This is a genomic window from Candidatus Frankia nodulisporulans, from assembly GCF_902806475.1.
In the GTDB taxonomy this organism is placed as follows: Bacteria; Actinomycetota; Actinomycetes; order Frankiales; family Frankiaceae; genus Frankia; species Frankia umida.
In genome coordinates this window covers 1-1,408 of the sequence record NZ_CADCWS010000475.1, presented here as the reverse complement: position 1 = coordinate 1,408, position 1,408 = coordinate 1, and the positions used below count along the sequence as shown (strand labels likewise).

The following is a 1,408-nucleotide window of genomic DNA, read 5'->3' as shown; positions in this document are numbered from 1 at the left end:
CCCCCCGAAGATTGTTGTCGTAGATAATCTTCCAGTGTGGGGCAGGGGCCGTTGTCTTTCAACTCGGGCGCATCCCGTTTTGTTTTGAAATGAAATCAGACTTCTGCATAAGCCTCGTGGTCTGGCTGTAATCTTCCGCGGATGCGGGAAGATGTCCAGCGCCCGGCTGCTCGAGCGGCGTCCCCTCGAGCTCTCCGGCGGCCAGCGGCAGCGGGTCGCCCTCGCCCGGGCGAGGGCCCCCGGCCCGGACCTGCTGGTCTGCGACGAGCCCGTCTCCGCGCTGGACGTCTCCATCCAGGCGCAGATCCTCGACCTGCTGGCCGACCTTCAGGCCGAGTTCGGTCTCGCTCTGCTGTTCATCTCGCACGACCTGGGCGTGATCGGGCATGTCAGCGAGCACATCCTGGTGATGCGCGGCGGCCTGGTCGTCGAGGCGGGGCCGGCCGAAGGGCTGCTCGCCGCGCCCGCCCCTGATTACACCCGTGAACTGCTGGCCGCGGGCACCCTGCGGTGATCCCTGGACGATCATCGCGGAGTTCAGGGGCCGCCGAAACGGCCGCGGCTCGCGGAGGTGGGCGTCCCGATCGGTGGGAACCGGCTCAGAACAGGAAGTAGCGCTGGGCCATCGGGAGCTCGGTGGCGGGGTCGGCGTCCACAGGGTCACCGTCGATGCGGACGGTGAAGGTGTCCGGGTCGACGCGGATGTCGGGGGTGGCGGTGTTCTCGGGCAGGTCGGCCTTGCCGCGGCGGCGGACGTCGGCGACCGCGACGACCGGGGTGGCCAGGCCCAGCCGTTCGACCAGGCCGTCCTCGACGGCGGCGGGGGCGACGAACGTCAGCGAGGTCGAGGCCGCCGGGCCACGCGCGGCCCCCCACATCGGGCGGGGCAACACCGGCTGCGGGGTGGGGATGGAGGCGTTGGCGTCACCCATCGCGGCCCAGGCGATCAGGCCGCCCTTGAGCACGACCGACGGACGGACACCGAAGAACGCCGGGTCGTAGAGGACCAGATCGGCGAGTTTGCCGGGTTCGACCGAGCCGACGTGGGCGTCCAGACCGTGGGCGACCGCGGGGCAGATCGTGTACTTGGCGACGTAGCGGCGGGCCCGGGCGTTGTCCGCCGCGCCGTCACCGGGCAGGGCGCCGCGGCGGCGCTTCATCACATGGGCGGTCTGCCAGGTGCGCAGGACCACCTCGCCGATGCGGCCCATCGCCTGCGAGTCGGAGCCGATCATCGAGATGGCGCCGAGGTCGTGCAGGATGTCCTCGGCGGCGATCGTGGACGGACGGATGCGGCTCTCGGCGAAGGCCAGGTCCTCGGCGACGGCCGGGTTCAGATGATGGCAGACCATCAGCATGTCGAGATGTTCGTCAAGGGTGTTGACGGTGTGCGGGCGGGTCGGGTTCG

The 1,408-nt window shown here is 70.2% G+C and carries 1 protein-coding gene and 1 pseudogene; one reads left to right on the top strand and one right to left on the bottom strand.

Translation table 11 applies throughout. The features are described 5' to 3' along the window. Window positions 1-160: 160 nt before the first annotated feature. A pseudogene (locus G6R24_RS20930) lies at window positions 161-514 on the top strand (ATP-binding cassette domain-containing protein); the annotation flags it as partial. Between the two features lie 85 nt (window positions 515-599). On the opposite strand, the gene G6R24_RS20925 reads toward G6R24_RS20930, so the two are convergent. After that, on the bottom strand, window positions 600-1,408 hold an 809-nt coding region (locus tag G6R24_RS20925; protein WP_163550831.1), incomplete at its 5' end, for an urease subunit alpha.